Annotated in this window: 20 protein-coding genes; 6 read left to right on the top strand and 14 right to left on the bottom strand. The window is 64.6% G+C overall.

Annotated features, from left to right (window positions below):
* Positions 1-110: 110 nt before the first annotated feature.
* Together BLR66_RS01490 and BLR66_RS01485 are read right to left on the bottom strand one after the other, a co-directional pair.
* Positions 111-410 (bottom strand): DUF2388 domain-containing protein, encoded by a 300-nt coding sequence (locus BLR66_RS01490; RefSeq protein WP_093279863.1) that lies wholly within the window; start codon positions 408-410, stop codon positions 111-113.
* Positions 411-681: 271 nt separating this feature from the next.
* Complete coding sequence (locus tag BLR66_RS01485) at positions 682-2,070, bottom strand: FAD-binding oxidoreductase (RefSeq protein WP_093279862.1); 1,389 nt, start codon at positions 2,068-2,070, stop codon at positions 682-684.
* A 257-nt stretch (positions 2,071-2,327) separates the two neighbouring features.
* Between BLR66_RS01485 and serA the strand changes: the two genes are divergently transcribed.
* On the top strand, positions 2,328-3,569 hold the full coding sequence (gene serA, locus BLR66_RS01480) for a phosphoglycerate dehydrogenase (RefSeq protein WP_093279861.1): 1,242 nt from the start codon (positions 2,328-2,330) through the stop codon (positions 3,567-3,569).
* A gap of 101 nt (positions 3,570-3,670) precedes the next feature.
* On the opposite strand, the gene BLR66_RS01475 is transcribed toward serA, so the two are convergent.
* On the bottom strand, positions 3,671-4,234 hold the full coding sequence (locus BLR66_RS01475; protein ID WP_093279860.1) for an NUDIX hydrolase: 564 nt from the start codon (positions 4,232-4,234) through the stop codon (positions 3,671-3,673).
* 165 nt (positions 4,235-4,399) lie between these two features.
* Between BLR66_RS01475 and BLR66_RS01470 the strand changes: the two genes are divergently transcribed.
* The 5 genes from BLR66_RS01470 (at position 4,400) to BLR66_RS01450 (ending at position 9,017) form a co-directional block, all read left to right on the top strand.
* Positions 4,400-5,944, top strand: coding sequence for an amino acid permease (locus tag BLR66_RS01470; RefSeq protein ID WP_093279859.1), 1,545 nt, complete (start codon positions 4,400-4,402; stop codon positions 5,942-5,944).
* A gap of 80 nt (positions 5,945-6,024) precedes the next feature.
* Positions 6,025-6,666 carry a methylthioribulose 1-phosphate dehydratase gene (locus BLR66_RS01465; protein WP_093279858.1) on the top strand — a complete coding sequence of 214 codons (642 nt, stop codon included), beginning with the start codon at positions 6,025-6,027 and terminating at the stop codon, positions 6,664-6,666.
* 211 nt (positions 6,667-6,877) lie between these two features.
* The gene (locus tag BLR66_RS01460) at positions 6,878-7,435 is read left to right on the top strand and encodes a 1,2-dihydroxy-3-keto-5-methylthiopentene dioxygenase (RefSeq protein ID WP_093279857.1); all 558 of its coding nucleotides are present in this window, start codon (positions 6,878-6,880) and stop codon (positions 7,433-7,435) included.
* Entirely contained in the window at positions 7,432-8,136 is a 705-nt protein-coding gene (mtnC, locus tag BLR66_RS01455) for an acireductone synthase (RefSeq protein ID WP_093284154.1), read from the top strand. The genes BLR66_RS01460 and mtnC overlap by 4 nt, the downstream gene beginning before the upstream one ends.
* An 11-nt stretch (positions 8,137-8,147) precedes the next feature.
* Positions 8,148-9,017 (top strand): aromatic amino acid exporter YddG, encoded by an 870-nt coding sequence (locus BLR66_RS01450; protein WP_093279856.1) that lies wholly within the window; start codon positions 8,148-8,150, stop codon positions 9,015-9,017.
* A 147-nt stretch (positions 9,018-9,164) separates the two neighbouring features.
* Here BLR66_RS01450 and BLR66_RS01445 read toward each other — a convergent pair whose 3' ends face one another.
* From BLR66_RS01445 to BLR66_RS01395, 11 genes are all read right to left on the bottom strand, one after another.
* On the bottom strand, positions 9,165-9,740 hold the full coding sequence (locus tag BLR66_RS01445; protein WP_093279855.1) for a YdeI/OmpD-associated family protein: 576 nt from the start codon (positions 9,738-9,740) through the stop codon (positions 9,165-9,167).
* Positions 9,741-9,744: 4 nt separating this feature from the next.
* Positions 9,745-11,346, bottom strand: a complete 1,602-nt coding sequence (locus tag BLR66_RS01440) for a calcineurin-like phosphoesterase C-terminal domain-containing protein (protein ID WP_093279854.1) — start codon at positions 11,344-11,346, stop codon at positions 9,745-9,747.
* Positions 11,347-11,467: 121 nt separating this feature from the next.
* Positions 11,468-12,073 carry a bifunctional phosphoribosyl-AMP cyclohydrolase/phosphoribosyl-ATP diphosphatase HisIE gene (gene hisIE, locus BLR66_RS01435; protein ID WP_093279853.1) on the bottom strand — a complete coding sequence of 202 codons (606 nt, stop codon included), beginning with the start codon at positions 12,071-12,073 and terminating at the stop codon, positions 11,468-11,470.
* The gene (hisF, locus tag BLR66_RS01430; protein WP_093279852.1) at positions 12,063-12,839 is read right to left on the bottom strand and encodes an imidazole glycerol phosphate synthase subunit HisF; all 777 of its coding nucleotides are present in this window, start codon (positions 12,837-12,839) and stop codon (positions 12,063-12,065) included. Before hisF ends, hisIE begins: the two co-directional genes overlap by 11 nt.
* Positions 12,833-13,570 (bottom strand): 1-(5-phosphoribosyl)-5-[(5-phosphoribosylamino)methylideneamino]imidazole-4-carboxamide isomerase, encoded by a 738-nt coding sequence (gene hisA, locus BLR66_RS01425; protein WP_093279851.1) that lies wholly within the window; start codon positions 13,568-13,570, stop codon positions 12,833-12,835. Before hisA ends, hisF begins: the two co-directional genes overlap by 7 nt.
* Positions 13,567-14,169, bottom strand: coding sequence for an imidazole glycerol phosphate synthase subunit HisH (gene hisH, locus BLR66_RS01420; protein ID WP_176943810.1), 603 nt, complete (start codon positions 14,167-14,169; stop codon positions 13,567-13,569). The genes hisA and hisH overlap by 4 nt, the downstream gene beginning before the upstream one ends.
* A complete protein-coding gene (hisB, locus tag BLR66_RS01415; protein WP_093279849.1) occupies positions 14,166-15,239 on the bottom strand; it encodes a bifunctional histidinol-phosphatase/imidazoleglycerol-phosphate dehydratase HisB in 1,074 nt (357 codons plus the stop codon). The genes hisH and hisB overlap by 4 nt, the downstream gene beginning before the upstream one ends.
* 160 nt (positions 15,240-15,399) lie before the next feature.
* Positions 15,400-16,482 carry a histidinol-phosphate transaminase gene (hisC, locus tag BLR66_RS01410; protein WP_093279848.1) on the bottom strand — a complete coding sequence of 361 codons (1,083 nt, stop codon included), beginning with the start codon at positions 16,480-16,482 and terminating at the stop codon, positions 15,400-15,402.
* A complete protein-coding gene (hisD, locus tag BLR66_RS01405; protein WP_093284149.1) occupies positions 16,479-17,777 on the bottom strand; it encodes a histidinol dehydrogenase in 1,299 nt (432 codons plus the stop codon). The genes hisC and hisD overlap by 4 nt, the downstream gene beginning before the upstream one ends.
* Before the next feature lie 26 nt (positions 17,778-17,803).
* Positions 17,804-18,718: an ATP phosphoribosyltransferase gene (gene hisG, locus BLR66_RS01400; RefSeq protein ID WP_093279847.1), complete on the bottom strand. Its 915-nt coding sequence runs from the start codon at positions 18,716-18,718 to the stop codon at positions 17,804-17,806.
* 10 nt (positions 18,719-18,728) lie between these two features.
* Positions 18,729-19,055, bottom strand: coding sequence for a YerC/YecD family TrpR-related protein (locus tag BLR66_RS01395; protein ID WP_093279846.1), 327 nt, complete (start codon positions 19,053-19,055; stop codon positions 18,729-18,731).
* Positions 19,056-19,095: the final 40 nt, after the last annotated feature.

Genomic DNA, 19,095 nt, shown 5'->3' with positions numbered 1-19,095 from the left:
CAACTGCAATCCGGCCTGCGCGTTCCCGGCACAAGCCAACAGGCACAAAGCCAGCCATCTACCCGGCCCGCGAAGCGAGCCCCTGCAAAGCGAGCCCCTGCAAAGCGAACTCACAAAGCCAGGATGGCCTGCGCGAGTTGCATGTCGCTGGCTTCGCGCGCGGCCGGGTCGCGCTCGCGCAGCTGACGCAGAGCCGCCTCCAACCGGGCACCGCGGATACGTCCTTGGCTGGCGACGAAACTGGCGGCGTCATCGCGCGCCTGCCGCACTACTTTGTCGTCGCCCGAGGCGCTGCCGGAAGAAGCCGAGGAGCCGGCCGAGGACGCGCCAGCGGATGAGCCGGCGAAACTGGAAGCTAATACCGGAACAGAAACCGCGAGCAACAGGCACAGCGTGACAATTCGGATCATGGTGGGATTCCAGATAAAAACGGAGAGGAAAGAAACGACGCTCCGCAAGATTAACCGCCTGCGTGCCCGGCAAGCTGAATCGTCGCAGCACGCGACCAACGCCAACGCCAGGAATCCAGCCTCCCCCTTTGAAAAAGGGGGATCGAGGGGGATTTGCTCTTGCTCTAGTGCAAAAACAAAAGCAAAAGCAAAAGCAAATCCCCCGTAGCCCCCTTTTCCAAAGGGGGCAAAGCAACGGCCGTGCCGCCATAGCCCGACCGCATGACCATGCTCAACTATCGAACAGCTTGCCCGGATTCATCAGCCCCTTCGGATCCAGCACCCGCTTGATGCCGCGCATCATCTCGATCTCGGCCGCACTGCGCGTGCTTTCCAGATAACCCTTCTTTACCAGACCGATACCGTGTTCGGCGGAAATGCTGCCCTGGTGGCGCTTCAACGACTCGGCCAGCAGCTTGGTCACCTGCTCGCACTGGCCGACGAACTCCGCATCGCCCAGGTCGTCAGGCTTCAGCACGTTGATGTGCAGGTTGCCGTCGCCGATGTGGCCGAACCAGACCACGTCGAAATGCGGGTAGGCCTCGCCCAGCAGTTTCTGGGTTTCCTCCAGGAATGCCGGCATCGCCGAAATACGCACCGACACGTCGTTCTTGTACGGCTTGTAGCGCGCCAGGCTCTCGGTGATGCCTTCGCGCAGCCGCCACAGCTGCGCGGCCTGCGCATCGCTCTGGCTGATCACGCCATCGCTGACCCAACCGTTCTCCATGCAGGCCTCGAAGGCAGCCATGGCGGCCGCTTCCTGCGCGTCGTCGCCGGAAGCGAACTCGGTCACCACGTAGTAGGGATGCACTTCCTCGAACGGCCTCTGCGCGCCATGCGCCAGCACGTGGTGCAGCGCGCGGTCGGTGAAGAATTCGAAGGCCTCCAACTGCAATCTTTCGCGGAACGCGGCGAATACCTGCATCAGCACTTCGAACGAAGGCAGCGCCAGCAGCATCACGTTGGAAGGCGGCGGCGGGTCGGTCAGGCGCAGGGTCGCTTCCACCACGATGCCCAAGGTCCCTTCCGAAGCGATCATCAGATGCCGCAGGTCGTAGCCGCTGGAGTTCTTGATCAGGCCGCGATTGAGGTCCAGCAGTTCGCCGGTGCCGGTCACCACCTTCATGCCCGCGATCCATTCGCGCGTGTTGCCGTAGCGGATCACGCGGATGCCGCCGGCATTGGTGGCGATGTTGCCGCCGATGGAACACGAGCCCCGCGCGGCGAAATCCACCGGGTATTCCAGCCTATGTTCGCGGGCCGCGTTGTGCACCGCTTCCAGGGCGATGCCCGGCTGCACGGTGAGGGTGCGGTCCACCGCATTGAAGTCCAGCACCCGGTTCATGCGTTCCAGGCTCAGCACCAGCTCTCCGTTCGCCGCCACCGCGCCGCCGGACAGGCCGGTACGGCCGCCGGAAGGCACCACCGCGACCCCATGTTCGTACGCCCAGCGAACGGTCGCCTGCACCTCCTCCACCGATCCCGGCAGCGCTATCGCCAGCGGGGCCGGCGTCCAGCGCCGGGTCCAGTCGCGGCCGTAGTGCTCCAGGTCGGCGGGATCGGTTTTCAGGCGCAGCGCCGGCACGGCTTGCAACAAATCGGTCAGGCGCGGATCGCTCATGGGAGGCCGGTATGTGAGGGGCTGCCAGCGTGCCAGCGATGCCGCCGCGCGTCCAGAAGCCTGGCGTCGCTTGGCTTCCCCCTTTGTAGAGGGGGATTGAGGGGGATTTGCTCTTGACTCTTGCTTCTTTCGAAGATCAAACCGAATTCCGAATAGCCCCCTTTTTCAAAGGGGGGCAAACGCAACTACCGCAGCGCAGCAAAGCCCCGCCCCTTCTGGCATAGTGACCGCCCCGCCACCGGACGCCCGCCTGCCGCATGTCGAAGAAGAAGACCTCGTACCCCAAGCAGGACATCCGCATCCTGTTGCTGGAAGGCGTGAGCCAGACCGCCATCGACACTTTCAAGGCCGCAGGCTATTCGCAGATCGAGCTGCACGCCAAATCGCTGCCCGAGGACGAACTGAAACTGCGTATCGCCGATGCCCATATCGTCGGCATCCGCTCGCGCACGCAACTGACCGAAGAAGTGCTGGGCGGCGCGCGGCGGCTGATGGCCATCGGCTGCTTCTGCATCGGCACCAACCAGGTCGACGTGGACGCCGCGGAGCTGGCCGGCATTCCGGTCTTCAACGCGCCCTACTCCAACACCCGCAGCGTGGCCGAACTGGTGATCGCCGAGGCGATCATGCTGATGCGCGGCATTCCGCAGAAGAGCGCCGAATGCCATCGCGGCGGCTGGTCCAAATCCGCCGCCGGCAGCCACGAGGCGCGCGGCAAGACCCTGGGCATCGTCGGCTACGGCCACATCGGCACCCAGGTGGGCGTGCTGGCCGAGGCCATCGGCATGAACGTGATCTTCCACGACATCGAAACCAAGCTGTCGCTGGGCAATGCGCGTTCCTCGCTGAGCCTGAACGATCTGCTGGAACGCTCTGACGTGGTCACTCTGCACGTGCCCGAGACTGCGGCGACCAAGGACATGTTCGGCGCAGCGCAGATCGCGAAGATGAAGCGCGGCGCGCACCTGATCAACGCCTCGCGCGGCACCGTGGTGGACATCGACGCGCTCAGCGCGGCGCTGGAATCGGGCCAGATCGGCGGCGCCGCCGTGGATGTGTTCCCGGTCGAACCCAAGGGCAACGACGATGCTTTCGTTTCGCCGCTGGCCGGCAAGGACAACGTGATCCTGACCCCGCATGTGGGCGGCAGCACGCTGGAAGCGCAGGACAATATCGGGATAGAGGTTGCGGCCAAGCTGGTGCGCTACAGCGACAACGGCTCGACCCTGTCGGCGGTCAACTTCCCGGAAGTGACCCTGCCCGAGCACGCCGCCAGCCACCGCCTGCTGCACATTCACCGCAACGTGCCGGGCGTTCTGTCGCAGATCAACGATATCTTCGGCAAGCACGGCATCAACATCGACGGCCAGTTCCTGCGCACCGACGCCAAGGTGGGCTACGTGGTGATCGATGTGTCGGCCACCGACCTGCAGGCGGTGGACCTGAAGGAAGCACTGATGGCCATTCCCGGCACCTTGCGCACCCGCGTTTTGTATTGAATGCGGGGGCGTGCGGGCGGGATGGCGTAGGAGCGACGTGAGTCGCGACTAATATTCGCCGGCAATCTTCCATCGCGACTCACGTCGCTCCTACGACCCTCCTACGCGGCTCTCACGGTGCCTAACCACTTCCTGGCCATGCGGCTCAGGGATTCGTCGGGGTCCTGCGCTACTTCGGCGATCGGCCGCCAGGCCAGATCGTGCGATTCGTCGCTGACCGAGTAATTTTCGTCGCTGCCGGCGCGCACCACGTAGCGCACGTCGTAATGCCAGTGGCCCGGTACGTCCTTGCGCTCGGGAATCCAGTGCCGGTCCAGGTCGAAGATCGCATCGGCATCGACCGACAGCCCCGGCAAACCGGATTCCTCCTGGGCCTCCTTCAGCGCCACCTGGGCCATGTCGCGGTCGCCGTCGGCATGCCCGCCCAATTGCAGCCAGCGTTCCAGTTTGCGGTGATGGGTCAGGAGGATGCGGGCACCATCGGCGCTCACCAGCCAGGCCGCGCCGGTGAAGTGGCCCTGCAGGCGTTCGCGCAGAAAGGGATCCTGTGGCTCATTAAGCAGAGCACGGAACGATTGCACTGTCTCGGCCTCGCTGGGCCAGCATCGCAAGTAATCGGCGAGCTGCTGCGCCAATAAAGGCGCGGCCTGTGTCGGTTGCGGCATGAGTGGACCCCGCTCTCTCTATCCCTATTCAGGCTGGCATTATCGCCTGCCACGGGCCCGTGGCGCTTGTGCGACTAAAGTGTGACGGGTAAGGTTCGGCAAACCCGTTCCGGCCATTCGCTGCCGGTCACGGCCTGCAGATCAACGGCACTGGGGAATCACCGAATGTCATCTTGGCGTGTAAAACCGCTCGATCAAATCCTTGCCACCGCCGAGAAAAAGTCGCTCAAGCGACAGCTCGGCGCCTTCCAACTGACCATGCTCGGCATCGGCGCCATCATCGGCACCGGTATCTTCGTGCTGACCGCCGAAGCGGGCCAGAAGGCGGGCCCGGCCATGATGGTCGCATTCGTCATTGCCGCGGTGGTCTGCGGTCTGGCCGCATTGGCCTATTCGGAACTGGCCGCGATGGTTCCGGTCTCCGGTTCCGCCTACACCTACACGTACGCGGTTCTGGGCGAGGCGCTGGCCTGGTCCGTGGGCTGGGCGCTGGTGCTGGAATACGCGATCGCCGCGGGTGCGGTGGCAGTGGGCTGGTCCGGCTACATGAACGGCCTGCTGATGAGCGCCGGATATCCCATTCCCGAAGCGCTGCGAACGGGTCCTTACGCCGGCGGCACCTTCAACCTGCTCGCCTTCCTGATCTCGCTGGTGGTCACGTTCCTGCTGGTCATCGGCACCTCCAAGTCGGCCAAGGTCAACGCGGTGCTGGTGACCATCAAAGTGGTTGCGCTCACTGCCTTCATCATCATCGCGGTGCCCGCCGCGCAAGACGCCAACTTCAAGCCGTTCTTCCCCACCGGCTGGGGTAGCCCGCTGGGCGGCATCGGCGTTCTTGGCGCAGCCGCGTCGATCTTCTTCGCCTATGTGGGCTTCGATGCGGTCTCCACGGCGGCCGAAGAAACCAAGAATCCCAATCGCAACATCCCGATCGGCCTCATCGCCTCGCTGGGTGTGTGCACAGTGTTCTACATGCTGGTCAGCTACGGCGCAGTGGGCGCCGGTGGCGCGCAGCCGATGATGGGCGCCAACGGACTCGCATTGCATCCGGGCACGCCCGAACTCGCCGCGGCCTGCAAAGGCAGCACGGAACTGGTCTGCAGCAACGAGCCATTGGCACACGTGTTGCGCATGCTTGGGTTCGCCAAGTGGGGCAATGCCATCGGCATCGCTGCTGCGCTGGCGCTGCCGTCGGTCATCCTGATGATGATCTTCGGCCAGACCCGCATCTTCTTCACCATGTCGCGCGACGGCCTGCTGCCGCAGATCCTGTCCAAGGTGCATCCGCGTTTCCACACGCCGCACGTGGTCACCATCATCACCGGCCTGTTCGTGTCGCTGTTCGCGGCCCTGTTCCCGGTCGGCATCCTGGCCGACATCTCCAACTCGGGCACGCTGTTCGCCTTCATGATGGTTTCCATTGGCGTGCTGGTGCTGCGCAAGACCCAGCCCGACCGTCCGCGCCCGTTCCGTACGCCCCTGGTGTGGGTGGTCTGCCCGCTGGCGGTGTTCGGCTGCATCCTGCTGTTCCTGAACCTCTCCACGTACACCATCAGCTTGTTCCTCGGCTGGGCCGTGATTGGCGCGCTCGTCTATGCGTTCTACGGCTACCGCAGGAGCGAACTCGCGCCCGGCAGCGTTGCCTACAAAGCAGCGGCGGACGCCAAGCTGGAGCCGGAACCCTCGTTCCACGAAGGCCCACAGGCCTGAGTCGATCCTGCAACAACAAGAAAACGGCGCGGACTTCCGCGCCGTTTTCGTTTGTCTTCCCGATTTTGTAAACTCGGCGCATGAGCGCACTGCCGTACAACCCCGCCCGCCTGCAGGAACTCGCGCAGGAAATCATCGCCAACGTCCGCGAGCTGTCGCAGGCCGGCTGGACGCCTGCGACCAGCAGCAATTTCTCCGAACGGCTGGACGAGCGCCATGCGGCGATCACCGTTTCCGGGCGCGACAAGGGCCGGCTTACGGTCGAGGACATCATGGTGGTCGACTTCGACGGTCAGGGCGTAGCCACCCAGCACCGCCCTTCCGCCGAAACCCTGCTGCACACCCAACTCTACCGCCGGTATCCGGAAATCGGCTGCGTGCTGCACACCCACTCCCCGGTGCAGACCATCGCCTCGCGCCTGTATGCAGGCGCCGGCCACATCCGGCTGGAAGGCTACGAACTGCTGAAGGCCTTCCAGGGCAACACCACCCATGACGACACCATCGATGTGCCCGTGTTCGCCAACACCCAGGACATGCACACCCTGGCGGCCCAGGTCGATGCCCTGCTCGACCAGAAGACGCTATGGGGCTACCTGATCGACGGACACGGCCTGTACGCCTGGGGCCGCGACATGGCCGAAGCGCGCAGGCACCTGGAAGCGTTCGAGTTCCTGTTCCACTGCGAGCTGGAACTGCGCAAGCTGGGCTGCCGCGGCTGATCCAGAGCCCCTCTCCCCTCGGGAGAGGGGTTGGGGTGAGGGTACGGCGAAGTAACTACGTCTGAACTATGGCTACTTCGCCGCACCCTCATCCACCCTACGGGCACCCCGTATCAAGTACGGGGCGAGCCCTTCTCCCGTAGGAGAAGGGCTCTGGTTTCCTCTTCGTTTGCTACGCTAAACCCCTTCCACGACACTCGAGCCCCCCGCCATGAGCCGTCTGCGCATCTTCGACGAAAAAAACCCGCATACGCCGGAATTCGCCAGCTTCGACCCCGACTTCATCGCCACCGAGCTGTACAAGATCGGCGTCACTTTCGAGCGCTGGAAGGCATCTCACCCGCTCGCGCCCGGCGCCAGCCCCGAGGAGGTGATGGCCGCCTACAAGACCGACATCGACCGCCTGATCGCCGAACGCGGGTTCAAGACCGTGGATGTGGTCAGCATCGCGCCGGACAATCCGCAGCGCGAAGCCATGCGCGCCAAGTTCCTGGACGAGCACTACCACAAGGAAGACGAAGTGCGCTTCTTCGTCGCCGGCTCGGGCCTGTTCACCCTGCACGTGGGCGGCAAGGTCTACGAAGTGGAATGCGTGCAGGACGATCTGATCGCGGTGCCCGACAGCACCTTGCACTGGTTCGACATGGGCGAAGAGCCCAGTTTCATCGCCATCCGTTTCTTCACCGAGCCCGACGGCTGGGTGGGCCATTTCACCGGCGAGGAAATCGCCAAGAAATTCCCCCGCTACGAACCGAGCAAGCCGTCCTGAACACTCCACGCGCCATCCTCACCGATATCGAGGGCACCACCAGCAGCATCTCCTTCATCAAGGATGTGCTGTTCCCGTACGCGCGCGAAGCCCTGCCCGGCTTCGTCTCCAGACACGGTAAAGAAGAAGAGGTGCGGCGCTGGCTGGACGCGGTGGCGATCGAACAAGGCAGCATCTGCAGCGACGCAGTGATCGTGGAAACCCTGCAGGGCTGGATAGACCAGGACCGCAAGCACACCGCGCTCAAGGCCTTGCAGGGCATGATCTGGGAAGCGGGCTACCGCGATGCCGAGTTCACCGCGCCCATCTATGCCGATGCCGCGCCCGCCTTGCGCCGCTGGCACGATTCGGGATTGCCGTTGTACGTGTACTCGTCCGGTTCGGTGCCGGCACAGAAGCTGTTCTTCGGCCATAGCGACGCGGGCGATCTGACTCCGCTGTTCTCCGGCTGGTTCGACACCGAAGTGGGCGGCAAGCGCGAAGCGGGCAGCTACGAGACGATCGCCGAACGCATCGGCCTGGACGCCACGGAAATCCTGTTTCTCTCCGACGTCGTCGAAGAGCTGGACGCCGCACGGATCGCCGGTATGCAGACGGTACTGGTGGATCGGCGCGAGGACTATCCGCAACCGCGCGAAGGCGCCGCCGCGCACGACCATCCGCGCGTTGACAGTTTCGCCGACGTCCTGCTTCCCTCTTGAATTCGCCCCCGATGGCGTCCCCCAAGGCGGCGACGCTGAGCGGCTTGTTGGCCATCGTCCTGTGGTCGTCGCTGGCGCTGCTGACCACGGCGACCGAAGGGTTGCCGCCTTTCGAAGTCCTGGCGCTCGGTTTCGGCTTCGCGGCCCTGTTCGGCTTCGTGCGTATTGCGCTTGGCGGTCGCGATGGCTGGCGGGAGCTGCGGCAGCCGTGGTCCGCGCTTGCGCTCGCTACCGCGGCGCTGTTCGGTTATCACGCGCTCTACTTCATCGCGCTGAAACGCGCACCGGCGGTGGAAGCCAACCTGCTCAACTACCTGTGGCCACTGCTGATCGTTGCATTCGCCGGCTTCCTGCCGGGCGTGCGCGTGCGTGGCGTGCAGATCGTCGGCACGCTGCTGGGATTGGGCGGCGCTATCGTGCTGGTCACCCGCGGCGGCGGCATCGACATACAGCCGCAGTACCTGCCCGGATACCTGGCCGCCTTGAGCGCGGCGGTGGTCTGGGCCGCCTATTCGGTACTCAATCGCCGCCATGCGCAGGTGCCGAGCGAGGCGATCATCGTGGCCTGCGCATTGGTCGCGGCGTTAGGATTGTTGGCGCACGTTGGCTTCGAACAGACCATCGTGCCGAACCTCAAACAGTGGCTGGTACTTGCAGCGATGGGCATCGGCCCGGTGGGCGCCGCGTTTCTGCTGTGGGACCACGGCACCAAGCATGGCGACATCGCGGTGCTGGGCAGTTTGTCCTACCTGGCTCCGTTATTGTCTACGTTGTTGTTGGTGCTGGCCGGGCGCGCCCAGCCGCATTGGTCGCAAGCGGTCGCTATCGGCCTGCTGATGGTGGGGGCGTGGCTGAGTCTGCGCAAGTCGAATCCGGCCTAGAGCCGACGCCATTTATTCCGTTCGTGGTGAGCTTGTCGAACCACGCTTCTTGCATGTCGCCGTGAACGGCCTACAGCTGAAGTAATTCGCGAAAGGCGTGGTTCGACAAGCTCACCACGAACGTAATCCTCATATCGGCATCGATCCTCAATGAATTTTCTCGCCTTTGGCGAGCATCTCGACGAATTTCTCCGCACGCGCCACACGCGTTTCCGGCTTCTTCGCCGTGTGCACGCGCCAGCAGAACGAATAACGGTTGGTCTTGTCCAGCTGATCGAAGAACGCTTTGGCCTTCTTGTTCTTGTCCAACGCGGCGGCGAGCTCGACGGGCACTTCCATATTGGAAAAGCTGTGATAGGCGGCCTCCCAGCGGCCATCGGCCTTCGCCGCTTCGATCTCGCGCAGGCCGCCGGATTGCATGCGGCCCGCGGCGATCAACCGTTCGGCATGGTCTATGTTGATCTTCGACCACAGACTGCGCGATCTGCGTGGCGTGAAGCGCTGCAGGAAGAATTGCTCGTCGTAGCCGCGCTTTTGCCCATCGATCCAACCGTGGCACAAGGCTACCTCCAGAGCCTGGGCATAATTCACCGAAGCGATGCCCGAATCCTTCTTGGCGATCTGCAGCCAGATCCCCTTCCCGCCCGCGTTGGCGACCAACCACTTCTCCCAGGCTTTCTGGTCCTCGAAATGCTGGATGGGTAAGTCATCGGGCATGGGCATGGCGTTACTCCACAGCTTCCTGCAGTCGATAAATGGTGGTGGCCGTCTGTTCGCCGCGCCCTTGATCCTGCAGGCGTACTTCGACTCGATGTTCGCCCACGGTCAGTTCGGTAGGCAAGGCGCCGCGCCACAGGTGCCGTGACGGTACGGCTTCGGGGGAACGATCATAGCCGCGCAGCGCGTCGGCGCTGTCGTCGCGGATGTTTTCCGCCAGCAGACCCGGATCGGGTTGGCGCACCTGCGACATCGGTTTCCATTGACCCGCATCGACCCGGTATTCCACCTTGCTGTCGTCCTGGCCCATGAACACGTTGGCGTAGATCGCGAACGCGGGATAGGCGCCCCTCCTCAGCACCTTGGGCGCGTACAGGGACAGGGCGCGGCCGGGGTCGCGGGCGGGATGCCAGGCCAGCGAATAGGCGCCTGCCGCACGCAACTGCAGGCTGGCGTAGCCGTTCGGCGTGCCATCGGCCATGGTGGCATCCGGGATGCCTTGCGCATCCTTCACGCCCGACCAGAACGCCCCGCACACCGCGCCGACGTTGTATTCGTGCAGCGGGGCGCTGCCGTGCCAGCCGCTATCGGCGCCGTGATACACGTGCTGCTGGGTATGGCTGTGGCCGCTGAGCAGCAATACGTGCGGGAAATCCTTGAGCAATGCGAACAATCGCGCACGATCGGCATGGCGAAAGGTTTCCGTATCGGGTTTGGCGTCGAAGAACGGGATATGCACGCCGAGCACCAGCAAGCGGTCCTTCGGCACCGTGGGCAGATAGGCTTCGAGGAAGGCGAACTGGTCCTCGCGCAGGCCGCCGATGTAGGACGGCTTCTGCCCCGGCTGATGGATCACATCGTCCAGGCCGACGAATACTGCTTCTCGTTCCTCCCAGGCGAATGTGTCCGGGCCGTACGTGTTGCGGAAAGTGAGCAGCGAATCCTCGTCGCGTGCGGCATCGAAATCCAGGTCGTGATTGCCGGCGATATGCAGCCAGGGCACGCCCAGCTGCCGGGTGACCTCGTTCAAGGCGGGATACAGCGACAGGTCGTCGTTCACTACATCGCCCAGGGTCAGCCCCAGCGTCGCTGCGTGCTTTCCGGCCAGGGGTTCGACGATGTCGCGCCGGTAGTAACCGATGTCGGCGACACTCTTGGTCTGTGTGTCGGCGAACAGCAGGACTTCCAGCTCGCCCTTGTCGCGGCGGGTCTTTTGCCGAAGCAAGGGAAAACCCATGCAGCGCGGAACGCCGTGCGCCGAAATCGGAATGCCGCCGTATTTCAGTTTCGGCTGCAGCGAAGGCGGATCGTTGATCCAGAACGAGGGCAGACCGTCGCTGCGCGCGGGAAAGTCGTAACCGGGCGGTTTGATCACGAACAACGTGCGCCCTTCGCCGGCCGGCAGGGGCAGATCGTATTGGCCATGCGCATCGGTAACCACTACGCGCCGCCCATCGGAAACCTTCACCCCAGACAGTCCTTTCTCACCGTCGTCCCGCTGGCCGTTGCCGTTGCTGTCCACCCAGACCACGCCGCCCGTGCAGGCGTTGTCCTGTGCATTGGCAGGCAGGACGAAGGCGAACAGAAGCGGCAACAAGCAGAGGTAATGCATGGCTATGTTCCGGTGGGGATGACCGATTGTAGGCCGGACCCGCGTCGTAGATCGTGTCGTAGGTCGGGGCTACGTCCCCGACGCGCATCGCGTCTCCCGTCGTCGGCCACGTAGGGCCGACCTACATCACGTTGTGCCGTTCCTGTAACAACGACGACACATCCTGCAACGACAGCCCTCTGGCTCGCAGCAACACCAGCAAATGGAATACCAGATCCGCTGATTCGCCGAGCAAACTCGCGTCGTCCTGGATAACCGCAGCCAACGCGGTCTCCACACCTTCTTCCCCCACCTTCTGCGCGATCCGGCGTATGCCTTCCTCGAACAAACCAGTCGTATAACTTCCAGAAGGACGTTCGCGCTCGCGTTGCGCGACCAGAGCATCCAGGTCGGCAAGGAACGAAGCCGGGGCGTCGGAGAAACAGCTGTCGCGCTGCAGGTGGCAGGTAGGCCCATGCGGATGTGCCAGGACCAGCAGAGTGTCGTTATCGCAGTCGGCCTGGAGGGATACCAGTTCCAGCACGTTCCCGGAGGTTTCGCCCTTTCTCCACAAGCGCTGCTTGCTGCGGCTGTAGAAGGTGACGTGGCCGCTGGCTCGCGTGGCCGCCAGCGCCTCCGCATTCATGTAGCCCAGCATCAGCACGCGCAGGTTGCTGGCATCCTGCACGATCGCGGGCAGCAGGCCATCGCCCTTGGCCCAGTCCAGCGATTGCAATTCATCCGACATCGCGCACCTCTATTTTCTGCGAACGCAAATAGCGCTTGAGTTCCGGGATTGCGATCTGGCCGCTGTGGAAAACACTGGCCGCCAGCGCGCCATCGGCATCGGCCTGCTGGAAAACCTGTGCGAAGTGCTCCGGTTCGCCTGCGCCTCCGGACGCCACCAGCGGCACCGCGCACAGCGCCCGCGCCGCTTTGAGCTGCTCGACATCGTAGCCCCGTCGCACGCCATCGCTATCCATGCAGTTCAGCACGATCTCGCCAGCGCCCAGGCGTTGCGCCTCGACCACCCAGTCCAGGGTGCGTATCGATAGCGCTTGCGTCTTCGATGGATCGCCCGTGTTGCTGCGCACCCGCCATTGGCCGTCGGCTTCGCGGACCGAATCGATACCGACCACGATGCATTGCACGCCGAATGCGTCGGCCAGTTCCGAAATCAAAGCAGGCCGCTCGAGCGCGGGACTGTTGATCGATATCTTGTCCGCACCCGCATAAAGCACGGCACGCGCGGTCTCCACATCGCGGATGCCGCCCGCGACGCAGAACGGAATATCCAGCAATGCGGAAACGCGATTGACCCAGGTCCGGTCCACCGAACGTCCTTCCGGACTGGCGCCTATGTCGTAGAACACCAGTTCGTCCGCGCCTTCGTCGCGGTAGCGCAGCGCCAGTTCAGCGATGTCGCCCATGTCTACGTGATCGCGGAAGCGCACGCCTTTGACCACGCGGCCGTCGCGCACGTCCAGGCAGGGGATGATCCGACGGCTCAGCATGCCAGCGCCTCGGCCAGATCGAGCTTGCCTTCCAGCAAGGAGCGCCCCAGCACGATGCCCGCGCAACCCTGGTTCTTCGCCGCCGCGACGTCGGCGACTTCGCGAACGCCTCCTGAGGCTTGCACCCGCAGCGAAGGCGCGATTGCCTGAAGATGCGCATAAAGCACTGCGTTGGGTCCGGACAACATGCCGTCGCGGGCGATGTCCGTGCTCAACAGGTGCTTGAGGCCGCCGTTGGCGAAGCGCACCGCAAGCTGATCCAGAGTGGAGGCCGCGGTTTCGGTCCAGCCATGGACCGGCAGCCGCCACACGCTTTGTTCGTCTTGGCGCGCGTCGAGCGCCACGGTGATCCGCTCGACGCCGAATTCGGCGACCCATTCCAGCACCTGCTCCGGCTGCTGCACCGCCAGCGACCCCACCACCACGCGCGACGCGCCCGCCGCTAGTATGCGGAACACGTCGTCGCGCGAACGCACGCCGCCACCGGTTTGCACCTTCAAACCCGTGAAAGCGCAGATCTCCCGCAGAAGCGGCGAAAGCGTGTAGCCTCCGGCCTTGGCGGCATCCAAGTCGACCAGGTGCAACCACTGCGCACCTTGCGCGGCATAGCGGACCGCCGTATGCAGCGGGTCGTGTCCGTAAGTGGTTTCCCGCGCGTAGTCGCCCTGCTGCAACCGCACCACGCGGCCTTCGCGCACATCGATGGCCGGGTAGACAGTGAATCCGTTCATGCCACCCCCCGCTCAAGGAAATTCCGCAGCAGCCGCGCACCGACCTTGGCCGACCGCTCCGGGTGAAACTGTGCGCCGGCGACGCGGCCACGCTGCACCACCGCGGCGAAAGCGAGGCCGTGGTCGCTGGAAAGCACGCAGTCCGCAGTCACCGGCGCCGCATAGCTGTGCACGAAATAGGCGCGGTCGCCCGCTTCGATTCCCTCGCTCAACGCGCTGGCGCGCAGCGGCTGCAGGGTGTTCCAGCCCATGTGCGGGACGCGGATCGCGCTGCTTGCCGGCAGCTTCATGACCTTACCGGGAATCAGCCCCAGGCATTCCACATCGCCTTCTTCCGAGCGTTCGTACAGCAACTGCATGCCCACGCAAACGCCCAGCAGCGGCCGCTCCAGCGTACGCAAGGTTTCCACCAGGTCGAGTTCGCGCAGCCGGCCCATCACCATCGCCGCGGTGCTGACGCCGGGCAGGATCACGCGATCCGCCTCACGGATAAGCTGGGCATCGCCGGTCAGCGTCGCTTCCACGCCAAGGCGCTGCAGGGCGAACAGCACCGAACCGATATTCGCCCCACCGGCATCGACCAGCGCCACCCGCATCAGAGCGCGCCCTTGGTGCTGGGCAATTCGACGCCTTCGCGCCGGATCGCCTGACGCAGCGCGCGGGCGAAGGACTTGAAGCAGGCTTCGACCTTGTGGTGATCGTTCTCTCCGTTTACCTGCAAATTGAGATTCAGGCCGGAGGCGTCGCAGACGGAGCGGAAGAAATGCGGCACCAGCTCGGTGGGCAGATCGCCGACGCGCTCGCGTTTGAACTCGCCGGAGAACACGAAGTACGGCCGGCCGCTGAAATCCAGCGCGGCGCTGGCAAGGGTCTCGTCCATCGGCAGGGTGAAACCGTAGCGGCCGATGCCGCGCTTGTCGCCCAGGGCTTCCTTCAAAGCCTGGCCCAGCGCCAGGCCGGTGTCTTCCACCGTGTGGTGTTCGTCGATGTGCAGGTCGCCTTCGGTCTTCACTTTCAACGCGAAGCCGCCATGCTTGCCGATCTGTTCGAGCATGTGGTCGAAGAACGGCAGACCTGTCGCAATTGCCGGTTCGGCGACGCGATCCAGATCCACTTCCACCCGAATCTTCGTTTCCTTGGTATCGCGCTGCACGGAGGCGCGACGCGGTGCGTCCGCCAGTTCGTGGGCGATGCCGGGCCAATCCCACTCGCCGCCGAACTGCGCGGTCCGCAACCGAAAGCCGCGGATGCGCAGGTTCTCGGCGAACGCGATGTCGGTGGCGCGGTCGCCGACCATAGCCGAACGCGCCCAGTCGATGCTGCGGTCCTGCAAGTAGGGCAACACCAGCCCGATGCCGGGCTTGCGGGTCGGCGCATTGTCCTGGGGCCAGCTGCAGTCGATCAGCACTTCGCGGAACACGATGCCCTGGCTCTCGAATATCTGCAGCATCAGATCGTTGGGGCCGTCGAATGACGCTTGCGGATACGCCTCGGTTCCCAGGCCATCCTGGTTGGTGACAATTACGAACTGGTAGCCGGCATCGCGCAGCTTCAGTAGCGCAGGCACCACGTCCTTCACGAAACGGATTTTTTCGTAGGCGTCGATCTGGAAGTCGGAAGGCTCTTCGATCAGGGTCCCGTCGCGGTCGATGAAGAGGATGGGGGTCATGGGGCCTCACCGTTACCGCAAAGAGCAAATCCCCCCTGCCCCCCTTTTTCAAAGGGGGAGAACAAGCCACTCATTGCAAAGGGACGCAAGGACCTCCCCCTTTGAAAAAGGGGGATTGAGGGGGATTTGCTTTTGCTTTTTCTTGTAAACGAAGATGTATTCATGCCGCAATCTCGATCTTTCGCAATGCCAAAATCACCCTGTCGTTCTGTTCCGGCGATCCAACCGTGATGCGCAACGCGTCGCCCAATTGCGGGGCGGCGCGCTGGTCGCGCACCACGACGCCAGCCGCCAGCAGCGAACGGAAAGCGGATTCGGCATCGCGGAAACGCGCCAGCACGTAGTTGCCTTGCGAAGGATAGACACGCCTCACTTCCGGCAGGCCGGCAAGTGCCGCTTGCAGGCGGGCACGTTCCGAACGGATCAACGCAACGCGCTTTTCCGTTTCGGCGAGCGCTGCTGGCGACAGCCCGGCAAGCGCCAGCTCCGCACACGGCGTGGGAATCGGATACGGCGTCTGGCAACGGCGCAGCACCTCGATCAGTGCCGCATCGGCGATCACCACGCCGATGCGCACTGCCGCCAGCGCATGCGCCTTGGAGAGCGTCCGCAGCACCGCGATGTTCTGCTGGCGCGCTTGCAAAGTGGCTGCCGAGGGAAGGTCGGAGAACTCGCCGTAAGCCTCGTCCACGACCAACAGCGCGTTTCCCTCGATGCGCTTGGCCAGCCGTTCGATCTCCGCCAGGGGAATAGCGGAACCCGCCGGGTTGGAAGGCGAGCATAGGAACACCAGTTTTGCGTTGCTCTCCACTGCCATCACCGCGATGGCGTCGAGATCGGCCACGAAGCCATCGGCCCCGTCGCGCAAGGGAACCTCGATGACGGGTGCATTCTGCAAACGCGCGCAGACCGCATACATGCCGAATACCGGCGGGGTGACGATCACTGCGTCGCGGCCCGGATTGCACAGTGCGCGCACCAGCAGATCGATGGCCTCGTCGCTGCCCCGCCCGATCAGCAACTGCGATTCCTCGCAGGCGTACAGGCCGGCCAGAGCGCTGCGCAACGCGGCCGGCTGTGGATCGGGATAGCGCCTGCTGGTGGCCTTCGCATCGGCGGGATTGGCCCAGGCCGACTCATTCGCGTTCAACCAGACATCGCCTTGCAGCGACTCGCTGCGTGCGGATTTGTAGCCCGCGAAATCGCGAAGGTCCTCGCGCACCAGCTCCAACAGTCCGCTCATGCCGCCGCCTCCCGCATCCGCAGCACTACGGCATTGGCGTGCGCATCCAGGCCTTCGGCCCTGGCCAGGGTCACCGCGCAAGCGCCGATGCCGGCGATGCCCACGCGGCTGGCCGACTGCACGCTGACGAAATTCTGGAAGCTGGAGACGCTGACCCCGCTGTAGGCGGCGGCCGCGCCGCTGGTGGGCAGCACGTGGTTGGTGCCGCTGCAGTAGTCGCCCAACGCCTCCGGAGTGAAGTCGCCCAGGAAAACCGAACCGGCGGCTTCCACTTTTTCCAGCCATGCCCGTGGTTCGCGCAATGCGAGGATCAGGTGTTCCGGAGCGTATTCGTTGCTGATGGCGAAAGCCTGTTCCAGCGATTCCACCTTGATCAAGCGCGAGGCCGCCAACGCATCGCGCGCGATCGCCGCACGCGGCAGCATGGCGAGCTGCGATTCCAATTCCAGTTCGACGGCCGACAGCAGCCGGGCATCGTCGGACAGCAGCAATACCTGCGAATCCGGGCCGTGCTCGGCCTGCGACAGCAAGTCCGCCGCCACGAAGGCCGGATTGGCGCCCGCGTCGGCGATCACCAGCACCTCCGACGGCCCGGCTGGCATGTCGATGGCCACCGCGCCGCTGCGGGCGACCTGCTGCTTGGCTTCGGTCACGTAGCTGTTGCCGGGGCCGAATATCTTGTCGCACTTGCCGATCGTTCCGGTGCCGAACGCCATCGCCGCGATCGCCTGGGCGCCACCGAGCTTGAGTACGCACGACACGCCGGTCAGCCGCGCCGCGACCAGCACGGCCGGATCGGCGCTGCCATCGGCGCGTGGGGGGGTGCACAGCACTACTTCGCCACAGCCAGCCAACCGCGCAGGAACTCCGAGCATGAGCGCGGTGGAAGGCAGCGGCGCGCTTCCCGCGGGCACGTAAAGACCTACGCGCCGTACCGGCCGCACGATGCGCTCGCAGACCACGCCCGGCGCGGTTTCGACCGCATACGGCTGGGCCATGCCTGCGCGGTGGAAGGCTTCGATGCGCTCGGCGGCTTCCCGCATCGCGGACTTCAGTTGCGCGGGCACTGCGGCTTCGGCGGCTGCGAACTCTTCTTCGTCCACCTCGAAACTTTCCAGCGCGACCTTGTCGAATCGCGCGGTTATTTCCCGCAGCGCCGCATCGCCGCGTTCGCGCACGTCCGACAGCAATCCAGCGACCGCATCGCGCGTAGCCGCTGATACCTGCTGTACCGGCCGCAACAGCGCGGCACGGCGCGATTGCGGGTCCAGCGAAGGCCACTCGAGCCTGTTCACCACCGACGCGTTGATAGTAGGCGCGCTCATGCCAGCGATCTCTCCACGGCGAGCACCATCAGACCCTGCGCGCCCGCGCGCTCCAGCTCCTCCAACCGCTGCCACGTCACCAGCCCATGGCACATGGTCTGCAGGGAGAGCGGCCCACCGGCGTCGGCCTGCAGATAAGTAGGCGGGTCGGCATCGGGCAGCAGACGCAGCAGTGCGGGCACGGTGGCGCGTTCGGCACGGAACATCAGCAACTTGCTGTCCTTGAGCTTGAGCACGCCTTCCATCCGGCGCAGCAGCATCGCGGCCAGATCGGCGCGCTGGTCTTCCAGCTCGCGCGCCGGCCCCGCCAGCACCGCCTCGCTTTCCAGCAAGGTCTCGACCGGCTTGAGCTGGTTGGCCAGCAAGGTGGCGCCGCTGGAAACCAGATCGCAGATCAAGTCGGCCGTACCCAGCTTTGGTGCGATCTCCACCGAACCGGACAGCTCGACCACACTGGCGCGCACGCCCTGCTTCTCCAGCCAATCGCCCAGAATCGCCGGATAACTGGTGGCGATGCGCATGCCCTCCAACTGCGCGGGACCTTGCCAGTCCCAGGTGTCGGGAATGGCGAGCATCAGGCGGCAGCCGCCGAAACCCAGCGCGTGCATTTCCCTGTAGGCGTCGGCCAGGCCGAAGCGCGCACGGGCCGCGGCCTGCTCGTTCAGTTCGTTGCGCCCCACCACGCCGAAATCGCAGACCCCGTCGGCGATCAGGCCCGGAATGTCGTCGTCGCGCACCAGCAGCAGATCCACCGGCAGCGATTCGCCATAGCAGAACAGCTTGTCGCGACTTTCGCGCCAACTCAGGCCGCAGGCCGACAGCAGCGCGCGCGCCGGCTCGGCCAGACGTCCGCTCTTTTGGATGGCGATGCGCAGGCGATCGCGCGTCGCGCTGGCGGCTATGGAACTCATATAGGGCGACTCACTGGGAAGCGGCGGAGGAACGGGACTGCTGGCGTCGCAAGGCGGAGGCGTAACCGCCGGTACCGCCTTCCAGCGTGCGGGCGACCCGCCCGATGGTGGTGACGCTTACTTCGGTCAGGTCGTGGATTTCGCGGTAAGGCACGCCTTTGAGCAGCAAAGGCACCACGCGCCAGCGATCGGCCATGGCCTCGAGTTCGGCGGGGGTGCACAGATCCTGCAGGAAAGCCCTCACGTCTTCCGCCTTGGCCAGGCCGGCCAGAGCTCGGGACAGGGCCTGCAGCGAAGCGGAGGCGGCTTGCTCGTTGGCGGCGGGACGGCGTTTCATGGGCGCGTTCGTATTAATGTATTAATGTGCTATTACATTA

This window comes from Pseudoxanthomonas sp. CF125 (assembly GCF_900104085.1).
Classification (GTDB): domain Bacteria; phylum Pseudomonadota; class Gammaproteobacteria; order Xanthomonadales; family Xanthomonadaceae; genus Pseudoxanthomonas_A.
Note: the sequence above shows the minus strand (reverse complement) of the source record. Positions and strands in the feature narration are given on the sequence as shown.

Excerpts from the sequence above, each read along its gene's own strand:
- BLR66_RS01440 (WP_093279854.1), bottom strand. The coding sequence starts at position 11,346 with ATGCATTACCTCTGCTTGTTGCCGCTTCTGTTCGCCTTCGTCCTGCCT.
- hisG (WP_093279847.1), bottom strand. The coding sequence starts at position 18,718 with ATGAGTTCCATAGCCGCCAGCGCGACGCGCGATCGCCTGCGCATCGCC.
- hisC (WP_093279848.1), bottom strand. The coding sequence starts at position 16,482 with ATGAGCGGACTGTTGGAGCTGGTGCGCGAGGACCTTCGCGATTTCGCG.
- BLR66_RS01450 (WP_093279856.1), top strand. The coding sequence starts at position 8,148 with ATGGCGTCCCCCAAGGCGGCGACGCTGAGCGGCTTGTTGGCCATCGTC.
- BLR66_RS01395 (WP_093279846.1), bottom strand. The coding sequence starts at position 19,055 with ATGAAACGCCGTCCCGCCGCCAACGAGCAAGCCGCCTCCGCTTCGCTG.
- hisA (WP_093279851.1), bottom strand. The coding sequence starts at position 13,570 with ATGAACGGATTCACTGTCTACCCGGCCATCGATGTGCGCGAAGGCCGC.
- BLR66_RS01460 (WP_093279857.1), top strand. The coding sequence starts at position 6,878 with ATGAGCCGTCTGCGCATCTTCGACGAAAAAAACCCGCATACGCCGGAA.
- BLR66_RS01490 (WP_093279863.1), bottom strand. The coding sequence starts at position 410 with ATGATCCGAATTGTCACGCTGTGCCTGTTGCTCGCGGTTTCTGTTCCG.
- BLR66_RS01465 (WP_093279858.1), top strand. The coding sequence starts at position 6,025 with ATGAGCGCACTGCCGTACAACCCCGCCCGCCTGCAGGAACTCGCGCAG.
- BLR66_RS01485 (WP_093279862.1), bottom strand. The coding sequence starts at position 2,070 with ATGAGCGATCCGCGCCTGACCGATTTGTTGCAAGCCGTGCCGGCGCTG.
- BLR66_RS01470 (WP_093279859.1), top strand. The coding sequence starts at position 4,400 with ATGTCATCTTGGCGTGTAAAACCGCTCGATCAAATCCTTGCCACCGCC.
- BLR66_RS01445 (WP_093279855.1), bottom strand. The coding sequence starts at position 9,740 with ATGCCCATGCCCGATGACTTACCCATCCAGCATTTCGAGGACCAGAAA.
- hisF (WP_093279852.1), bottom strand. The coding sequence starts at position 12,839 with ATGCTGAGCCGTCGGATCATCCCCTGCCTGGACGTGCGCGACGGCCGC.
- hisB (WP_093279849.1), bottom strand. The coding sequence starts at position 15,239 with ATGACCCCCATCCTCTTCATCGACCGCGACGGGACCCTGATCGAAGAG.
- serA (WP_093279861.1), top strand. The coding sequence starts at position 2,328 with ATGTCGAAGAAGAAGACCTCGTACCCCAAGCAGGACATCCGCATCCTG.
- BLR66_RS01475 (WP_093279860.1), bottom strand. The coding sequence starts at position 4,234 with ATGCCGCAACCGACACAGGCCGCGCCTTTATTGGCGCAGCAGCTCGCC.
- hisIE (WP_093279853.1), bottom strand. The coding sequence starts at position 12,073 with ATGTCGGATGAATTGCAATCGCTGGACTGGGCCAAGGGCGATGGCCTG.